Here is an 18548-nt window from a genome sequence, read left to right as displayed (position 1 = left end):
ATCCGGCACGTCCGGGCCAGGTTAGGGGTATTCGAGAATAGGGGTTGGCGGCTCGGCGGGCGCTATTATGCTGGGCCCGCGGAACCTTTTTGCGCGAATTAATCCGAAGGGAGCCGCGCGGTGAATTCCCGCAGGCCGCTGGTCACCGTCCTCGGCGCTTCCGGCTTCATCGGCTCGGCCGTCACGGCGGCCCTGTCCCGGCGTCCCGTGCGGCTGCGCGCGGTGGCCCGCAGGCCCAGCGCGGTGCCGGCCGGCGCGGCCGAGGTCGAGGTGCGCGAGGCCGACCTGACCTCTCCCTCCGCCGTGGCCGACGCTGTCGCCGGCGCCGACGCGGTGGTGCACCTGGTGGCCAGGATCGAGGGCGCGGCCACGTGGCGGGCGTCCGAGTCCGACGGCCTGGGCGAGCGGGCCAACCTCGGCGTCCTCCTCGACACGGTCGGCGCCCTGCGCGGGGCACGCCGTGCGGGGCCGCCGCCGGTGGTGGTGTTCGCCGGGTCCGCCTCGCAGGTGTGCGCGCCGGTCGGGGGGCGGATCGACGGCACCGAGCCCGACGCCCCCGTCAGCGTGTACGGCCGGCACAAGCTCGGCGCCGAGCGGGCGCTGAAGCAGGCGTCGGCCGAGGGCGTGCTCCGGGGCGTCGTCCTGCGCCTGCCCACCGTCTTCGGGCAGGGCCCGGCCTCGGTGGCGCCGGACCGGGGCGTGTGCGCGACGATGATCCGCCGCGCGCTGGCGGGCGAGCCGCTGACCATGTGGCACGACGGGACGGTCGAGCGCGACCTGCTGTACGTCGAGGACGCGGCGCGGGCGTTCCTGGCCGCGCTCGACCACGCCGACGCGCTGGCCGGCCGGCACTGGGTGGTCGGCACGGGCGTGGGCACCCCGCTCAGGGCCCTGTTCACGCGGATCGCCGAGCTGGTCGCGGCGGCCACCGGCGCGCCGCCGGTGCCGGTGGCCTCGGTCCCGGCCCCGCCCGAGGCGGCGGCGACCGACTCGGTCGGCTACGCGATCGACTCCTCGGCGTTCCGGGCCGCGACGGGGTGGCGGCCGGAGGTGTCCCTGGACGACGGCCTCGCCGCGACGGTGCGCGCCATGGCCGGCTCGGCCCTCGTACGACCCGCCTGACCGTCACCACACTGCCGACCTTGCGGCCGGTACCTCGGCGCGGCCCTCGTACGCCCCGGGCCCTTGGCGCGGTAGGGCCTCAGCCGGTGCGGTGCGCCGAGGTCAGCGTCTCCAGTTCGGCGGCGACCGACGCGAGGGAGGGCGCGGCGAGCGCCTCGTCGCGGGCCAGGGCGGCGTTCGCCCGGAAGGACGGGTCGTCGATCATGCGGCGCACCTGTTCGCGCAGGGCCTCGGGGGTGCGCTCGTCCGGTCCCGCCGACAGGCCGGCGCCGCGCTCGGCGAGCCTGGCGCCGATGAGGGTGCTGTCCCAGGTGCCGTCCGGGACGACGAACTGCGGCACCCCCGCCACGAGCGCGTTGCCGAAGGTGCCGGAACCGCCGTGGTGGATGATCAGCGAGCAGGCCGGCAGGAGCGTGCTCAGCGGCACGAAGTCGACCGGGCGCACGTTGCCCGGCAGCGCCGGGACCGCCGCGAGCTGCGCGGCGTTCAGCGTGGCGACCACTTCGACGTCCAGGCCGCCCAGCGCCTCCAGCATCGCGGGCAGGGCGCCCTCGTGCTCCCCCTCGACCTCCCGTTGCGACAGCCCGAGCGTCAGGCACACCCGGGGCCGCTCCGGTGGCCGCAGCACCCACCGCGGGATGGGCACCGGCCCGTTGTAGGGCACGTATCTCGCGGCGACCCGCCTGAGCCCGAGCGGGAAGCCGAGCCAGGACGGCCAGGGGTCGATGGTCCACTGGCCGGCGACGACCTCCTCGTCGAAGTCGCGGTCGTACGCCTTGAGCGCGCGCCGCAGCCACTCGCCCAGCGGGTCCTCGGTGAACTCCGACAGCGGGTGGGCGGCGATGTCGAGGAAGATCCTGCGCATCCGGCCCAGCAGGTCCATCCCCCACAGCATCCGGGCGTGCGCCGCGCCGGTGACGCGGGCGGCGATCGGCCCGGCCATGGTGAGCGGATCCCAGACGACCAGGTCGGGCCGCCATTCGCGGGCGAAGGCCACCAGGTCGTCGATGGCCCGCGGCGTGTTGAGCTCCTGCATGACCCGGGCGCTGTAGGCCAGGACGGGCAGGACGAAGTCCCACGTCAGCATCTCCGGCCTGGACTCGGCCATCGCCGTCCAGGCGTTGGTGACCTCGCTCCTGGTACGGCGGCGGGCCTTGGCGTCGATGTCGGCCGTCTCGCCGATCGCGACCGGCGTGAGCCCGGTACGGGTGATCTCGGCGGTGAGGTCGGGCGCGCTGGCCACGCACACCTGGTGCCCCGCCGCGTGCAGGGACCACGCCAGGGGGACCATCGAGTACAGGTGGGTGCGGGCCGGCAGCGCCAGGAACAGCACTCGCATCGGCGTCCTCCGGCGGCTCGTTGCGCCGATCGTCGTCCCGTGCCGGAGCGGCGGTCAACCCCTACCGCGCGCCTCTGGGGTCCGGGGGAACGGGGTCGGGGCCCGGGTCGCGCAGCGTGACGGGATACGGCGGACAGACAGGCACGCACCGGCGACCACCCCACATTTCCAATTAACTCGCCAAATCCCCTATTTTTCGCATTTTCCGGTGGACCCGGCGGCAATATATTGGCGCACGTGAGAATGTTGTTCGTCGCCAATCCGGTGCTCAGTCACGTCCTGCCGCTGGTGCCGCTCGCCTGGGCCGGCCGTACGACGGGCAACGACGTGTTGTTCGCCACCGCGGGGGTCACCGAACACGTCCGGCAGGCCGGCCTGCCGGTCGCCGACCTGCTCCCCGGATTCGCCGTGGAGGAGTGGGAGGAGCAACTGCACCGGCGCTACCCCGACGTGCAGGGGCTGGGCGCCCTGCGCGCGCACGGGATGAAGTTCGCCGCCCTGAACGACACGCTGGCCCGGCCGCTGGCGGAACTGGCCGAGGCGTGGCGGCCCGATCTGGTGGTCTACTCCGAGATCACCCCGATCGGCGCGGTGGCGGCGGCCCGGCGGGGCGTGCCCTCGGTCCGGCACGACATCGAGATCTGCGACACCTCCTCGATGCTCGGCCACCTCGCGGACGTGCTCGCCGGCGCGTTCGGGCACGACCTGCCGCCACAGGCGCGCGCGCCCGAGCGGATCGTCACCGCCGTGCCGCCCGCGCTGGCCACCGGCAAGCCGCGCGACCTGGCCATGCGGCACATGCCCTACAGCGGCGGGTTCGTGCTCCCCTGCCGGCAGGCCCCGTCTCCCCGGCCCCGCCTGGTCGTCACCGGCGGCACCTCCACCCAGGACGACCGCATCGGGCGGCTGGGCCGGATCCTGCGGGCCGCCGGCCAGGTCGATGCCGATGTCGTCCTGGCGATGCCCCCGGAGGCGGCGAAGGCGTACGAACCGCTGCCGCCGAACGTGGAGGCGGCGGGATGGGTGCCGCTGCCCCGGCTGCTGCCCGGGGCGTCGGCGCTCGTGCACCACGGCGGCGCGGGCACCGTGATGAGCGCGGTCGCCGCGGGCGTCCCCCAGCTCGTGCTGCCCGACGAACTGCCCCGCCACCTCAACGCGCAGGCCGTGACCCGGCAGGGCGCGGCGATCACCGCCCGTCCCGAGGACGTGGACGCGGCGCTGCTGCGACGGCTGGTGGAGGACCCGGCTCTCCGGGCGGGCGCGGAGCGGCTGGCCGCGGAGTGCGCCGCGCTGCCGCCGCCCGCCGAGGTGGCCGGCACGCTGGCCATATGGGCGCAGGCCGGTAGGGGCGGATAGGGGGCGCCGAATAATCGCCCGGGGAAATTAGGGGGCCGGGCCGCGCACTCCCGCGCGTCAATTCAATTACGATGACAACCGCACTTCACCGCTCCCGATAGCGTGGTCAAGCGGCCTGGCCTATGATTGCCGTCCGGGCACCACCACGAATCGCAGGCCAGCAATACGCTCCACACCCACGCGGTCAGCCGGTCCCGCCCGGCGGGCCGTCCACTGCCCCCGGTGAGGAACCATGACAACGGCGATTTCGGCGACCGGCCTGGTCAAGACCTTCGGCCGCACCCGCGCGCTCGACGGGCTGAATCTCACGGTGACCACGGCCGAGGTCCACGGCTACCTGGGCCCCAACGGCGCCGGAAAGACCACCACGCTGCGGATCCTGCTCGGCATGCTCCGCGCCACCTCGGGCGAGGTGACCCTGCTCGGCGGCGACCCGTGGCGCGACGCGGTGGAGCTGCACCGCCGCCTGGTCTACGTGCCCGGCGACGTCACCCTGTGGCCCAACCTCACCGGCGGCGAGATCATCGACCTGCTCGGCCGGCTGCGCGGCGACCTCGACCGGCGCCGCCGCGACGAGCTGATCGAGCGTTTCGCGCTCGATCCCCGCAAGAGGGCCCACACCTACTCCAAGGGCAACCGGCAGAAGGTCGCCCTGGTGGCGGCGCTGGCGTCCAACGCCGAGCTCCTGCTGCTCGACGAGCCGACCTCGGGGCTCGATCCGCTGATGGAGGCGGAGTTCCGCAAATGCGTCGCGGAGAAGAAGCACCAGGGCGTGACCGTCCTGCTGTCCAGCCACATCCTCGCCGAGGTCGAGGTGCTGTGCGACCGGGTGAGCATCATCCGCGACGGGCGCATCGTCGAGAGCGGCACGCTGGAGGAGCTGCGCCACCTCACCCGTACGACGGTCACGGCCGACCTCACCGGCGACCCCGGCCAGGTGAGCGGCCTGCCCGGCGTGCACGACGCGCGCGTCGAGGGCTCGCGGCTGCACTGCACCGTGGACACCGAGCACATCGGCGAGGTCATGGGCCGGCTCAGCGCGCTCGGCCTGCGCGGCATCACCGCGCAGCCCGCGTCGCTGGAGGAGCTGTTCATGCGCCACTACCAGCGCACCGGCTCCGGCGCCGAGACCGCCTCCTCCGGCACGACGCGGGGGCGCTGAGCATGGCCGCCACCACCGCGACCGTCTCCGGCGGCGCCCACGCGCCCGCCCGGCAGCACACCGGCGCCCTGACCCTGCTGCTGTTCATCCTGGGCCGCGACAAGGTCCGCTTCGCGATCTGGATCCTGCTGCTGGTGGCGATCCCGATCTTCAACGCCTTCTCCCTGGAGGCGCTGCTGCCGACGCCCGAGTCGCGCGAGGTCTTCGCCCAGGGCAACGAGGCCAACCCGGTCACGCTGTCGGTCCTCGGGCCGGTCGTCGACACCTCCATGCAGGGCATCGTCGCCTGGCGCTCGGCGGCCCAGGGCGTCCTGGTCGCCGGGCTCGCCAGCGCCCTCATGGTGATCCGGCACACCCGCACGGAGGAGGAGTCGGGCCGCAGGGAGCTGATCAGCGCCACCGCGGTGGGCCGCCAGGCGGGGCTGACCGCGGCGTTCGCCGCGGTCTTCGCCGCGAACCTGGTCAGCGGGCTGGCCCTGACGCTCCTGCTCGTCCTGGTCACCGGATACCCGCTCGCGGGCTCGCTGCTCTACGGCCTGCTGTTCGCCCTGATCGGGTGCGCGTACGGGGCGGCGGCCGGAACGGTGGCCCAGCTCGCCCAGAGCTCCGCGCTCGGCCGCGGCATCTGCGTCGGCCTGCTCGCCGCCGCCTTCGCCCCCGGGATCGGCGGCGCCCGGGGTGAGAGCGAGTGGCTGGCCTGGCTGTCGCCCATCGGCTGGACCCGGTTCGCCAGGGTCTACGTGGACGAGCAGTGGTGGGTGGCACTCGTCCCGATCGCGCTCACGGTGGCCTTCGCCGCGCTCGCGTACGCGCTGTCGGCGCGCCGCGACCTCGGCTCCGGCACGATCCCCGACCGGGCCGGCACGTTCGGGCCGCCGCAGGCGGGGCCCCGGCTGCGCAGTCCGCTCGCCCTCGCCTGGCGGCTCCACCACGACCACCTGCTGACCTGGACGCTGAGCCTGACCGTGGTCAGCATCCTGGTCGGGTGGGTGTCCAACACCTTCGACGACCGGCTGGGCGGGCTCGGGGTGCTGCGCGAATGGCTCGCCGGGCTGGACAGCGACAGCGTCGGCGACGCCTTCCTGGCGATCATCACCTTCGTGCTGCTCCTCGTGGTCGGCGTGCCCGCCGTGAGCATTCCGCTGCGCGCCCACGCCGAAGAGGAGAAGGCGTTCGCGGCCACCCTGCTGGCCGGGCCGGTGAGCCGGAGCCGCTGGCTGTCCGGTCATGTCCTGTTCGCGCTCGCCGGGCCGAGCCTGATGCTGCTACTCGTCGGGCTCGGCACCGGCGTGCCGTACGCGCTGGCCACGGGGCAGCCGGAGAAGCTGACCCACCAGGTCGGCCAGGCGCTGCTCGGGCTGCCGGCCGTGTGGTTCATCGCCGCGGTCACCCTCGCCCTGTACGGCCTGGTGCCGCGCGCCGCGGTGGCGGTCGGCTGGGGGTTCCTGGTGGTCCTGCTGATCCTCGTGGCCGTCGGCGAAGCGGGACTGATCGGCCGGGGCGCCTTCGTGTTCACCCCGTTCGGCTACAGCCACCCCATGATGACGCTGAACTGGGCGGCGCCGATCGCGTTCACCGTGCTGGCGGCCGTGCTCGTGGCCGCCGCGTACGCGGGCTTCCGGCGGCGCGACCTGGAGGCGTGAGCGCCGGGTCAGAGCAGCGCGAGGTCGTGCAGGGTGAGCAGGGCGTCGGCCACGTCGTCGGGGGTCAGCACCTCAAGCACCTCGAACGGCCAGCGCAGCACCGACATCTGCAGCGGCTTGCCCGGCCCCGGGGCGACCGCCACCCGCACCCCGGCCTGCCTCATGCCGTCGTGCAGGTGCCCCAGCCAGATGGGGTCGGTGTAGTTGCGCACGAACGCGCCGGCGACCTCGGCGGCCGTGGTCACCGGCTCCCGCCGGAACCCGGTGAACAGCGGCAGCCGCGGGTCATGGAACCGCGTCCGGCGTACGTGCGGCTCCATGAAGTCGCGCAGCGGCCGTGACAGCGGGCTGTGCAGCGCGCCGAAGGAGGGGTAGACCAGCGCCCGATCCGCCGGCATGTGCGTGGCCAGCCGTTCGAGCACGTCGAGGTACCCCGACACGGTGATCATGCGGTACTCGCCGTCGGCGGTCAGCCCGGAGTCGGCCGCCAGGTACACCTCCGGCCACACGTCCCCGTAGTACCAGTCGATCTCGCGCTGGGGCGTGGCACGCGGGAACGCGAGCTGGGCCAGCCCTTGCGGCCGGGGCCCCAGCGACAGGTCGGGCGCCTCCATCATGCGCCGGGCCAGCGACAGCAGGTCCTTGCGCTCGATGCCCCCGGCCACGCACGACGCGACCATGACCCCGCTGCTGTAGCCGCCGACACTCCGGGCCCGGACCCCGGCCGCCTCCAGGACGTCCACGATGCCGAGGGAGACCACGATGCTGCGCAGCAGCGGGATATGGGCCAGCTCGTCGGTCCTGATCTCCAGCGAGAGCAGCTCGTCCACGCCGATGCCGAGCCAGCCGGCCGCCTGGTCGCACCAGGTGCGCATGACCTCGTAGCGGCCGTAGAGCGCCTCTCCCTGCGGCTCAAGGGCGGCCCCGGCCTTGAAGAAGTATCCCAGCGACACAGGTGAACCCTTCTCCGCGGGCTTGCCCGGCGAGACGCCCGCCGCCGGGATCTCCGGCCTTTTGTTTTTCCGCATTCTCATTTCGCCCGCATTCCACGGGCCCGTCAACCCCTAAAGCGGCGGCTCACCATACCGGCTCGAATGACCAAGCTCGAATGACCGAGAAGGATGCCCGCGATTTGCGTGGTCCCGCTCCGCGCACGACACCGTTTTCCGCACCTTGGCGCCGAACCGGGTGCGAGGTGACCGGAGTCGGGCGGGGGCGGTTGCGGCGCACGGACGGCCGGGCTCCGCGCGGGGCCGATTTCGGCCCGGCCCCCCGGCGAGCGCGATGAGCACCTCCGGCCGCGGTCCCGGCGGACGGGGCGCGGCGGACGGGCGGGCACACGCCCCGCCGGAACGGCCCAAAGACGTGAGCCTTGCTCGGATCGGGCCTGTCGGCGGGCGGTCGGCGCCGGGGCTCGCGGCGGCGTATCGCAGGTGTCCGGAACAGGGGTTCGGGCGGCGGGAGCCGCGGGGGGACGGGCGCCGCGCCGCGGGGGGACGGGACCGCAAATCGGCGCGGGCGTCCGCCCGGGTGTATGACACAAGATCGGCGCAGGTCAGGCGCGCGCGTCAGACATCGCTTCACCAGATGATGAAGTTCGGGTGCGGCACGCCCACCCTCACCGCCTTATCACGAACCGCCCCTTATTCCAACGGCGTACCCCCCTGAAACGGACTAATCACCGGCTATTGCCGACGGCAACCGCATCCCTGACATCGTGGTTCGTGACAATGTGAGTACGTACCGCTCATTGCGGCCCGGCAGCCGAAGCGGCATACTCTTGCAAATACAATGAGCGATACCGGCTCTTGGAAGTCCGTTGGGCAGGCGGTGACGACCGCCCGTCCGCGGTCACGTTGCGTGACGGTATCGGCTGGTGATCCACCCGGACGAAAGGAGCCCGTGCCCCGCGGGATGGCAGCAGTTCCGGAGCGGCCGATTCGGCAGGGCGCGGGGGCGCACAACTCCATCGAGAGCGTCTTCGATCGAGGTTGCTGCTGGGACTGGAACACACGGGGTGATAGTTGTGGAAGTCGCGGAGGGGCACCGCAAGGTCCATGTGAACACCGCCGCCGAGCCGGAGCGTTGTGCCCGGCCGGGCGCTGACCGGCACAGGAACGCACGATCGCCCGCCGCCACCGCGCCGGTGAGCCGACGCGGGCGCGGCCCGACGAGCCCTGCCGGCCACCCGGCCGTACGCGCGCGGACAACACCGGCCGCCTCGGCGACGACCACCCCAGCCCGGCCGCACCAGGGCCATGGACGGCCGAGCCCCGCCGACGGGCGCACGGGGACCGAGCCCGGACACGCGCCCAAGCCCACGCACGAATCCAAGCCCAGGCACACGCCCAGGCACACGCCAAAGCCGAGACACGTGGCCAAGCCCACGCACGCGCCCACGCCCAGGCAAAGGCCCATGGCCAGGCACACGCCCACGACGAGACACGCGCCCAGGCCCAGGCACGCGCCCATGGCCTGGCCGGCCGGCACGATCACGTCCGTCAGGACCTGCCGGCCCCCTGACGGCCCGCCCCTCACCACCAGGCGATCCGGTGCCGCCGCCAGCGCGTGCGCACCGCCCGCCCCCATGCGGCATCCGCCGCACACAGATCACGCCCGCGGCCGGCGGGCATCGCCCCCGGAACCTCCCCTGCCGTCGCCCGGCACGGTGGTTCTGTGACCGGCGTCCGGGCGTCGCTCATCGCGGTCCGGGCCGCCGGGTCCGGCGAGCCGGGCAGCGGGCGGGCCGGGGCGCCTCCGCAGGCCGGGGCGCCTCCGCAGGCCGACGCGCCTGCGCGGGGCGGGCCGGGACGGCGGCACGGGCCGCGACCACAGCACCGACCGCGACCGCGGCACGGACCAGGACCGCAGCACGGACCAGGACCGCAGCATGGGCCGGGATGGCGGCATGGGCCGCGACGGTGGCCGAAGCCCGCTCGGCGGGCCGCCGGGGCCGTGCGCGGGAGCCGGTTCCATGAGGGCCGAATCACCTGCCGGGTGCGGCCCCCTCCGCCGGTGGCCGCCGCTCGTGGTCACGCTGCGCGACCGCCTCGGTGGCCTGAGCCCTGCGTGCCCACCCGTTCCCCAACCTTCGACGATATTCGAAGTGATACCGGTCGATGACGTGACATCGGCCGGACGGATACGGGCACAACCTCACCTGTGCCGGCTCTTACCACATGCGCGTCCGTACACGTCCGGCTGAATCGGCCGGCGGCCGGAATCGCGTCCGGGGCCGGCCGCCGTCCTCGCCGCAAAGTTTACCCAGAATTCTGGAAGAAGTCCGCCCCCCGCACCCGTAAACCTTTTTCGTAGATTCAGCCAGAGGATTCAAACAATGGCTCTGATCGAACGAGACAGGCAATTTGAACACTTGTTCCGGTCATTTGACGACAGCCCGCAGGGTAAGGGGCTACTGGCGGTGATCAGTGGCTCCGTGGCGGTCGGCAAGAGCCGCCTGTTGCACACGTTATCCGAAAAGGCCGCCGATAATGGTGCGATCGTGCTCACCGCCACCGCGTCCCAGGCCGACCACAAGCTTCCGTTGGAGGTGGTGAACCAGCTCTTCAGCGCGCTGCCGGCCGGCCGCGAGGACAGGGCCGAGCTCGACCTGTTGTTGCGCAAGGGCGCCGTCGCCGCGATGTGGTCGGAGCTCGAAACCGAAACGGTGCCGCAGATGTGGGCGCAGATCATGCAGCGGCTGTGGGGCGTGGTGCTGCGCGCGGCCATGGAGGCGCCGGTGCTGATCGCGGTCGATGACGCGCACTACGCGGACGCCCCCTCCAGCCAGTGCCTGCTCTACTTCGCCCGGCGGCTGCGCTCGTCGAGCGTACGGCTGGTGCTGACCGAGCTGGAGTCGCGCACCCCCGCTCACCCGTGCGTCGATCCCGAGTTCCTGCGCCTGCCCCACTGCGACCGGGTCCGGCTGTCGCCGCTGAGCGAGCGCGGGGTGGCGGCGCTGCTGCAGGAGAGGCCCGGCAGCCGGCTCAGCCGCGCCTGCCACGACCTGACCGGGGGCAACCCGCTCCTCGTGCACGCGCTCATGGCCGACCAGCGGGGTTCACCGGCGGCGGGCCAGGCCGAGGGCCAGTCCGCTCCCCCGCTCGTCCTCGGCGAGGAGTTCTCCCAGGCGGTGCTGAGCTGCCTGCACCGCGGCGGCGAGGACATGCTGGAGCTGGCCCGCGGCATGGCGATCCTCGGCCCGGCGGCGACTCCGGAGTTGCTGGCCGAGCTGCTGGGCATGAACCCGGCGCACGTCCCGCTCGTCATGCGCGCCCTGCGCGGCACCGGGCTCCTGCGCGGTGACGCCTTCCGGCACCCGCACATCCGCGCCACGATCGTGAACGCCCTGGGCCAGGACCACCGCTCGGGGCTGCACGTCCAGGCCGCCCAGCTCCTGCACGAGAGCGGCGCCGAGGCCACCACGGTGGCCGAGCACCTGGTCCTCGCCGGTGTCGCCGACCTCCCGTGGATGCCGGAGGTGCTGGAGGAGGCCGCCCGGCACGCGCTGGCGGAGGACCGCGTCAAGTTCGCCATATCCTGCCTGGAGCTGGCCCGGCGCGCGAGCGACGAGAGCGAGCGGCTGCGGCTCACCGTGTCGCTGGCGGTCGCGGAGTGGCGGCACAACGCCTCACGGGCTGTGCGCCACCTGCCGGAGCTGGCGGCCGGGGTGCGCGCCCGGCGGCTGACCGGCGACACGCTGGTGACCACCATGAAGTTCCTGCTCTGGTACGGCCGCGTGGACGACGCCGCGGCGGCGCTGAGCGAGGTGTCGGGCCAGGAGGAGGCGCTGCGCCAGTGGCTCGCCTGCTCTCATCCCAGCCTGCTGGACAAGGCGGCGAAGGAACCCCCCGCGCCCAGGCACATGGTGCCCGCCACGGCGGCCGGGCTGGAGGCGGAGGCCACGACGGCGCTGTTCACCGTGCTCGCCGAGGGCGGGAGCGAGGAGGCCATCAGCCAGGCGGAGACCGTGCTGGAGAGCTCCCGGCTGGACGAGACCACGATGGAGCCGATCACCTCCTCGCTGCTCGCGCTGATCTACGCCGACCGCGTGGAGAAGGCGGGCCACTGGTGCCGCATCCTGCTCGATGAGGCGATCAGCCGGCGCGCGCCGAGCTGGCAGGCCATGCTCACCGCGATCGACGCCGAGATCGCGCTGCGCCGGGGAGCGCTGCCGCGGGCCGAGCGCAGCGCCGACGCCGCGTTGTCGCAGCTCTCCGCGGCCGGCTGGGGCGTGTGGGTGGCGCTGCCGCTGTCCAGCCTGCTCCAGTCGGTGATCGCGATGGGCAAGCTGGACAAGGCCTCCTGCCGGCTCAGCCAGCCGGTGCCCGAGGCGATGTTCCGGTCGCGGTTCGGCCTGCAGTACCTGTACGCGCGCGGCCAGTACTTCCTGGCCACCGAACGGTTCCGGGCGGCGCTGAACGACTTCACCCGCTGCGGGGCGCTGATGACGGACTGGCGGCTCGACCTGCCGGAGTTCATCCCCTGGCGGACGAAGGCGGCCGTCGCGCACATCGAGATGGGGCACTACGAGCAGGCGCGCCGGCTCATCTCCGAGCAGCTCAAGTTGCTCGGCCCCGGCCGGTCGCGCGCCCGCGGCCACTCGCTGCGCCTTCTGGCGGCCACCAGCGAGCTGCGCAAGCGGCCCGGACTGCTCAAGGAGGCGATCGACGTGCTCCAGGCCAGCGGCGACCGGCTGGAGCTGGCGTGGGCGCTGACCGACCTGAGCCAGGCGCAGCGGGCGCTGGGCGAGGCCGGCCGGGCGCAGATGACCGCGCGCATCGCGTCGCAGGTGGCCGAGGACTGCGGGGCGAAGCCGCTGCTGGCGGCCCAGGCGCACGGCCATCGCGACCGCCCGCGCGACGACGCGCAGCCCGCCGTGCCCTCGGGCGACGGCGGCGCCGAGAACGGCAACGGGGCCGCGCACGGCATCCGTACGCTGAGCGACGCCGAGCGCCGCGTCGCCGCCCTCGCGGCCCGCGGCGACACCAATCACGAGATCGCGCGCAGCCTGTTCATCACGGTGAGCACGGTGGAGCAGCACCTGACCAGGGTCTACCGCAAGCTCAACGTGTCGGGCCGCACCGAACTGCCGACCGAGCTGTGCGTCATGGCCATGGGACCCGGCCAGAGCGGCGGCGTGCCGATGCCCGGCCCCGCCCCCGACGACGCCACCCCGGCCGGTCCGGCGCTGCGACGCGACCTGGAGGCATGCCCCTGATCCACCAGCACGCGTTCACGGCATCGCACCTCAGGGCCGGCCGTCCCGTACGGCAGGTGGCCGCGGCTCCGCCCGCCGCGCCACATCTCCCCGGCCCGCCGAGGACGCGAGCTCCGGCCGCACCAAGGCGCCTCCTCGATCCGGCGGCGGTTCCCCCCGGCCACCGCCGGCGCCCGGCCCGCACCACCGGCCGCGACCGGCCCTGTTGCCGGAGCGCGCCGGATCAAGGCCCCCGGAGTGGCGATGGACCGTCCGGAACGAATGCCGGGACACCCGTCGTCATTCACTTCTCGTGGCGGGAGGGCGAGCCCGCTCAGGCGCTTCCGCCCTGGAATATCTCCGTCGGGATCACAACGCCGGGACGGCCGGTGGGACCGGCGTCGATTTCGGCCTGGCAGCGGGCGATCAGTTCGCTCGCGACCTTTTCCAGCGGTATGCGGACGCTGGTGATGGTCGGCTCGGTGATGAGTCCCATCGCGCCGCCGTCGAAGCCGGTGACCGCGATGTCCCGCCCTACGCGAAGCCCCAGGGAATGGCAGACGTTGACCACGACGGCGGCGATATAGTCGCTTCCCGTGACGATCGCGTCAGGCCGTTGCCTCCGGCCCAGAACGCGGCGCACCTGTTCCCGGATCGCCTCACCGGAACCCTGGAAGACATCGCCGTCGGCCGCATTCAGCCCGTGGTGTTCGAGGGCCCGCCTGAAACCGTGAAGCCGCTCGACCTTCCAGTACTCATCGCCCTCGGCCCCGATATAGGCGAAACGGCCGTACCCCTTGGCGACGAGGTAGTCCATGAGCATGGCCATTCCGTCGGAGTTGTCGATGTCCACCCATTGTTGCGGCAGGTCAGGGGCGAGACGGCCGAAGGAGACGAACGGCAGTTTGCCGTGCGCGAGCAGCCGGACTCGGGGGTCGTCCACCTGTGATTCGGAGATTATCAGCGCATCGACGTTGCCCCGGGCGATCAGCTCGTTGAAAACCGCCAAGGGGTTGCTGTCGGAGTGTGTGAACACCAGGATCTGGTATCCCTGCCGGGCGGCCGCCTTGATCAGCGCCTGAAGGAAGCTGAGCGTGAATCCCTTGACAATCTCCAGCTCCTCGCCCGACATGTGGTAACCGATCTGCATGCTGCGCCGGGAGCGCAGGGTCTGGGCCGCGCGGTTCGGTTTGTAGGAGAGCGTCTCCATGGCCGCCATGACGCGCGCCTGGGTCTGCGTGGAGAAGTAACTCTTACGGCCGTTCAGCACATTGGAGACCGTCTGCCGGGAAACGCCGGCGAGTTTCGCGACATCGTCGATGCTGGGGCGGCGGACTGAGCGGCGGTTGTTCGCGTCGGCCATTCTCCCCCGATCGGCTCTGTCTGACATTCGCACCACTCGTCGTGTCGCAGGCAGCCCGGACCAATGCTTTCGGACTCTAGCACGCATCCCAGGCCGGAAGCGGTCGCGCGAGACTGGGGCGACATCTTGACGTAACGCGGGCGACATGTCAGTCTCGGCGCAGCATTGAACGATACATGTGAGCGCGCTCACTACGACCCGTCATCCCCATCGACCCTTCGCAGCCGGGCACGGGCGGTGCCCGGCCGATGACGCACGGCATCATTCGGACGAGAAGGACGTAAGTGTGGCAATCGTGGAGACCATCGCCGACGAGGGCGACCCTCACTCCGGTGCGAGCGACCGGGGCGGGGCCGACGGCTTCGTGCACCTTGAGGCCTCCGGGGTGGGACTGGTGCTCGACTGCCGCGGTGCCCGGCTGCCGCGGGTGCTTCACTGGGGGCGGGCGCTGCCGCACGCGACCGACGCGGACTTGACGGCGCTGGCGCTGGCTTCGCTGCCGGCGACGGTGCCGAACTCGCTCGACACGCCGGCCTCCGTGACGATGGTCCCGGAGCCGGCGACCGGGTGGTTCGGCCTGCCCGGCCTCCTCGGCCACCGTGACGGCCGGCACTGGTCACCCCTGTTCGCGACCGAGCACGTCGCCGTTCACGACCGCGGCGCCGAAGGCGGCGAGGTCGTGGTCCTCGCGTCGGACGCGGTGTGCGGCCTGTCCCTCGAACTCCGCCTGGACCTGACGGCCTCCGGCGTGCTGCGCATGCGGGCCGTCCTGCGCAACACCGCGTCCGGGTGGTACACGCTCGACGGCCTGGTGATGGCCCTGCCGGTCCCGTCGGAGGCGACCGAACTGCTCGACTTCACCGGCCGCTGGAGCCGGGAGCGCACCCCGCAGCGGCGCGCGTTCTCCGCCGCCGCCCATGTCCGCGACGGACGGCGCGGGCGCACCGGCTCGGACGCCTCGTTCATCCTCGTCGCGGGCGAGAAGGGGTTCGGGTTCCGGTCCGGCCAGGTGTGGGGCGTGCACGTCGGCTGGAGCGGCAATCACCGCACGTACGCCGAGCGGCTGCCCACCGGCGAGTCGGTCATCGGGGGCGGCGAGTTGCTGCGCAGCGGCGAGGTCCGGCTCGCGCCCGGCGCGTCGTACGAGACCCCGTGGGTCTACGCGGTGCACGGTGACGGCCTGGACGAGATGGCCGCCCGCTTCCATCGTCAGGTGCGCAGCGGGCACGCCGGACCGCGACCGGTGATCGTCAACACCTGGGAGGCCGTCTACTTCGACCACGACCTGGGCCGGCTCAAGGCGCTGGTCGACGCGGCGGCCGAGGTCGGGGCCGAGCGGTTCGTGCTCGACGACGGGTGGTTCCGGGGGCGGCGCGACGACCGGGCCGGGCTGGGCGACTGGTACGTCGATGAGGTGCGCTGGCCGGAAGGGCTGCACCCGCTCGTCGAGCACGTGCGGGCGCGGGGCATGGACTTCGGCCTGTGGGTGGAGCCCGAGATGGTCAACCCCGACTCCGACCTGGCCCGCGCGCATCCGGACTGGATCGTGGGCGCCATGGGCCGCCGGCCCCCGCCGATCCGGCACCAGCAGGCTCTCGACCTGCGCCGGCCGGAGGCGTACCAGTACATCCTGGAGCGGCTGGACGCGCTCGTGAGCGAGTACCGGATCGCGTTCCTGAAGTGGGACCACAACCGCGACCTCATCGACGCGGACGTGCACGGGCAGACCACGGCGGTGTACCGGCTGATGGACGAGTTGCGCGCGCGCCACCCCGGGCTGGAGATCGAGTCGTGCTCGTCGGGTGGCGCCCGGGTGGACCTCGGCATCCTCGCGCGGACCGATCGGGTCTGGGCCAGCGACTGCATCGACGGCCTGGAGCGGCAGGCGATCCAGCGGTGGACGGCGTTGCTCCTGCCGCCGGAGCTGATCGGTTCCCACGTGGGGGCGGCACGCTCGCACACCACCGGGCGCACGCAGAGCCTGGCGCTGCGGGCCGGGACGGCGTTGTTCGGCCACTTCGGCATCGAGTGGGACCTGACCACGGCCACCGATGAGGAACGCACCGAGCTGCGGCGGTGGGTGGAGCTCTACAAGCGGATGCGCGGCTGGTTGCACCGCGGCGTCGTGGTGCGGGCCGACCATCCCGACCCGGCGCTGTGGGTGCACGGAATCGTGTCCGCCGAGCGGGACCAGGCGCTGTTCTCGGTGGTGGCGATGACCACCGGCGCCCGCACCCAGCCGGGACGCGTCCGCATCCCCGGGCTCGACCCGCACCGGCGCTACCACGTGCATCCCCTGGCCCCGGGGGACAAGCCGGGCACGACCGCGCTGACCCCGAACCCGTGGCTGGCCGAGGGCGTCGTGGTCACCGGCGAGGTGCTGGCGGAGGTCGGGTTGTCGGCCCCGCCGCTGCACCCCGAACAGCTTCTCCTGCTGCACATCACGAAGGCATGACCGTCATGAGCGCCATCACCGAACGGCAGCACGGCGCCTCGGCGCCGCGGCGGGACACGTCCGTGCCGCGGCGCCGGCGCCGGGCGGGCGACCTGCCCGTGGCACTGGTCTTCCTCCTCCCCGCGGCGGTCGGGTTCGGCGTGTTCTACCTGTGGCCGACGCTGCGGACGATGTACCTCAGCTTCACCGACTACAGCCTGCTCGCCCCGCCGGAATGGGTCGGCGCCGAGAACTACCGGCGCCTGTTCCAGGACCCCCTGTTCTGGAACTCGCTGCGGGTCACGGTCGAGTACGTCGTGATCAACATCGGGGTGCAGACGGTCGTCGCCCTCGGCCTGGCCGTGCTCATGCACCGGCTGACCCGCTCCGGACTGATCCGCGGCGTGCTGCTGCTGCCGTACCTGGTCGCCAACGTGGTGGTCGCGCTGATCTGGTACACGATGCTCGACGCCCAGCTCGGCATCGTGAACAGGGCGCTGGAGTGGGTGGGCCTGGACCCGGTCGCCTTCTTCGGCGAGACCGCCACGGCGATCCCGACCATCGCGCTGGTGAACGTGTGGCGGCACATGGGCTACACCGCACTGCTGATCTTCGCCGGGCTCCAGGCGATCCCGCGGACGGTCTACGAGGCGGCGGCGACCGACGGCGCCTCCGAGCCGACGATGTTCCGCAGGATCACCCTGCCGCTGCTGCGGCCGACCCTCGTGCTCGTGCTGGTGCTGACCGTGATCGGGTCGTTCCAGATCTTCGACACGGTGGCGGTCACGACCAAGGGCGGGCCGGTCAACGCCACCAGGGTCATCTACTACTACATCTACGAGCTGGCGTTCCAGCGCTTCGACTTCGGATACGCCGCCGCCATCTGCGTCGCCCTCTTCGCGATTCTCGCCGGCCTCGCGCTGATGCAGCTCAAGATGCTGCGCGCCGGCGACACGGACCTGGACTGAGGGGGAGCCATGAGCCACGTACCGACAGCACGCGCATCCTTCTCGCCGGCGGGACGGCGGCGGCCGAACTGGCAGCGGATGGCGGCCTGGGCGATCCTCGTGCTGTTCGTCCTGATCACGCTGGTGCCGTTCTACTGGATGCTGCGCATCTCGCTGTCCGACAACCGGACCCTCGCCGCGAACGCGGGTTCGCTGCTGCCGGCGGACTTCACGCTCGGCGCCTTCAAGCGGGTGCTGGGCATCGCGACGCTGTCGGAGGCCACCGCCGAGGGCGGCTCCGGCGCGACGATCGACTTCTGGCGCTACCTGGCGAACTCGGTGCTCACCTCGGCCGTCATCACGGTCTGCCAGGTCTTCTTCAGCGCCATGGCCGCGTACGCGTTCGCCCGGCTGCGCTGGCCCGGACGGGAGAAGGTCTTCTTCGTCTTCCTCACCGCGCTGATGGTCCCGCCGATCTTCACCGCGTTGCCCAACTTCGTGACCGTCCAGCAGCTCGGGCTGCTCAACACGTACGCGGGGATCGTGCTGCCGTACCTGTTCATGACGCCGTTCGCGGTGTTCTTCCTGCGGCAGTTCTTCCTCAACATCAGCAGGGAGGTGGAGGAGGCCGCGATCGTGGACGGCGCGGGACACGCGCGGATCTTCTTCCGGCTGATCGTGCCGATGAGCTCGGCGCCGATCGCCACCATCTCGCTGCTCGTCTATATCGGAGCCTGGAACGAGTACTTCTGGCCCCTGCTCGTCGGCCAGGAGGACGACGTGCGGGTGCTCACCGTGGCGCTGGGCATCTTCCGTTCGCAGACTCCGCAGGCCGGGCCGGACTGGGCCGGGCTCATGGCCGCGACCCTGCTCGCCGCCTTGCCGGTCATCGCGCTCTTCACTGTTTTCGGACGATGGATAGTCAATTCCATCCAGTTCTCCGGGATCAAATGATCCATCCCTGAGCCATCGCCATCCCCCAC

The 18548-nt window shown here is 72.4% G+C and carries 11 protein-coding genes; 8 read left to right on the top strand and 3 right to left on the bottom strand.

What is annotated here, in order from left to right:
- Positions 1–120: 120 nt before the first annotated feature.
- On the top strand, positions 121–1122 hold the full coding sequence (locus HNP84_RS35650) for an NAD-dependent epimerase/dehydratase family protein (RefSeq protein ID WP_185054416.1): 1002 nt from the start codon (positions 121–123) through the stop codon (positions 1120–1122).
- A gap of 79 nt (positions 1123–1201) precedes the next feature.
- Here HNP84_RS35650 and HNP84_RS35645 read toward each other — a convergent pair whose 3' ends face one another.
- A complete protein-coding gene (locus HNP84_RS35645; protein ID WP_185054415.1) occupies positions 1202–2461 on the bottom strand; it encodes an activator-dependent family glycosyltransferase in 1260 nt (419 codons plus the stop codon).
- Between the two features lie 243 nt (positions 2462–2704).
- Between HNP84_RS35645 and HNP84_RS35640 the strand changes: the two genes are divergently transcribed.
- The 3 genes from HNP84_RS35640 to HNP84_RS35630 all read left to right on the top strand — a co-directional run bounded on the left by HNP84_RS35640 (position 2705) and on the right by HNP84_RS35630 (position 6622).
- Positions 2705–3817, top strand: coding sequence for a glycosyltransferase (locus HNP84_RS35640; protein ID WP_246519143.1), 1113 nt, complete (start codon positions 2705–2707; stop codon positions 3815–3817).
- A 232-nt stretch (positions 3818–4049) separates the two neighbouring features.
- Positions 4050–4979, top strand: a complete 930-nt coding sequence (locus tag HNP84_RS35635) for an ABC transporter ATP-binding protein (protein WP_185054413.1) — start codon at positions 4050–4052, stop codon at positions 4977–4979.
- A gap of 2 nt (positions 4980–4981) precedes the next feature.
- Positions 4982–6622 carry an ABC transporter permease gene (locus tag HNP84_RS35630; protein WP_185054412.1) on the top strand — a complete coding sequence of 547 codons (1641 nt, stop codon included), beginning with the start codon at positions 4982–4984 and terminating at the stop codon, positions 6620–6622.
- 8 nt (positions 6623–6630) lie between these two features.
- On the opposite strand, the gene HNP84_RS35625 is transcribed toward HNP84_RS35630, so the two are convergent.
- Positions 6631–7650, bottom strand: coding sequence for a hypothetical protein (locus tag HNP84_RS35625; RefSeq protein WP_221337182.1), 1020 nt, complete (start codon positions 7648–7650; stop codon positions 6631–6633).
- Between the two features lie 2309 nt (positions 7651–9959).
- Between HNP84_RS35625 and HNP84_RS35620 the strand changes: the two genes are divergently transcribed.
- The gene (locus HNP84_RS35620) at positions 9960–12842 is read left to right on the top strand and encodes an ATP-binding protein (RefSeq protein ID WP_246519132.1); all 2883 of its coding nucleotides are present in this window, start codon (positions 9960–9962) and stop codon (positions 12840–12842) included.
- A gap of 313 nt (positions 12843–13155) precedes the next feature.
- Here the strand turns inward: HNP84_RS35620 and HNP84_RS35615 are convergent, their stop codons facing one another.
- Positions 13156–14184, bottom strand: coding sequence for a LacI family DNA-binding transcriptional regulator (locus HNP84_RS35615; RefSeq protein WP_185054409.1), 1029 nt, complete (start codon positions 14182–14184; stop codon positions 13156–13158).
- A 295-nt stretch (positions 14185–14479) separates the two neighbouring features.
- Between HNP84_RS35615 and HNP84_RS35610 the strand changes: the two genes are divergently transcribed.
- From HNP84_RS35610 to HNP84_RS35600, 3 genes are read left to right on the top strand one after another with little or no spacing between them, the layout of a single operon-like run.
- On the top strand, positions 14480–16639 hold the full coding sequence (locus HNP84_RS35610) for an alpha-galactosidase (protein WP_376772010.1): 2160 nt from the start codon (positions 14480–14482) through the stop codon (positions 16637–16639).
- Positions 16636–17586 carry a carbohydrate ABC transporter permease gene (locus tag HNP84_RS35605; RefSeq protein WP_221337181.1) on the top strand — a complete coding sequence of 317 codons (951 nt, stop codon included), beginning with the start codon at positions 16636–16638 and terminating at the stop codon, positions 17584–17586. Before HNP84_RS35610 ends, HNP84_RS35605 begins: the two co-directional genes overlap by 4 nt.
- Positions 17587–17595: 9 nt before the next feature.
- Complete coding sequence (locus tag HNP84_RS35600; protein WP_221337180.1) at positions 17596–18519, top strand: carbohydrate ABC transporter permease; 924 nt, start codon at positions 17596–17598, stop codon at positions 18517–18519.
- Positions 18520–18548: the final 29 nt, after the last annotated feature.

Origin of the sequence: Thermocatellispora tengchongensis (assembly GCF_014202315.1) — a bacterium.
In the GTDB taxonomy this organism is placed as follows: domain Bacteria; phylum Actinomycetota; class Actinomycetes; order Streptosporangiales; family Streptosporangiaceae; genus Thermocatellispora; species Thermocatellispora tengchongensis.
This window is presented reverse-complemented; position numbering and strand designations above follow the sequence as displayed.